Origin of the sequence: Arthrobacter ginkgonis (assembly GCF_039540195.1) — a bacterium.
GTDB lineage: Bacteria > Actinomycetota > Actinomycetes > Actinomycetales > Micrococcaceae > Zafaria > Zafaria ginkgonis.
In genome coordinates this window covers 1-677 of record NZ_BAABEO010000044.1, presented here as the reverse complement: position 1 = coordinate 677, position 677 = coordinate 1, and the positions used below count along the sequence as shown (strand labels likewise).

At 61.7% G+C, this 677-nt stretch carries 1 rRNA gene; it reads right to left on the bottom strand.

Annotated features, from left to right (window positions below):
• Positions 1-329: 329 nt before the first annotated feature.
• A 16S ribosomal RNA gene (locus ABD912_RS23235) occupies positions 330-677 on the bottom strand; the annotation flags it as partial.

Genomic DNA, 677 nt, shown 5'->3' with positions numbered 1-677 from the left:
GGATGCCTAAACATCCGTCCTCGTGCGGCCTGGGCCGTGCGCGGGAAACCGAAACAACGTCCACCGGGGCCCCCCGCAAGCGGAAAGACCCGGCGTCCTGTTGCCTCAGGACCCAACAGTGCGCCAAGGACCCGAACGGTGCTCCCCGCCGGATCTTTCCAACCCCCAGGGGGGCGTACTCGAACCGGACGGGATGAACCCTCCGGGCCACGATTCGTTGACATTCCACCCATGAGCGCCCGCCGGACCACACAAGGGTCCGCAGCGGGCAACACTGAACACCCCACCATCGGCTCGTGCCGGCGGCAAAGGCGTTAGTTGCTCCTTAGAAAGGAGGTGATCCAGCCGCACCTTCCGGTACGGCTACCTTGTTACGACTTAGTCCCAATCGCCGGTCCCACCTTCGACGGCTCCCTCCCGCAAGGGGTTGGGCCACCGGCTTCGGGTGTTACCGACTTTCGTGACTTGACGGGCGGTGTGTACAAGGCCCGGGAACGTATTCACCGCAGCGTTGCTGATCTGCGATTACTAGCGACTCCGACTTCATGGGGTCGAGTTGCAGACCCCAATCCGAACTGAGACCGGCTTTTTGGGATTAGCTCCACCTCACAGTATCGCAACCCTTTGTACCGGCCATTGTAGCATGCGTGAAGCCCAAGACATAAGGGGCATGATGA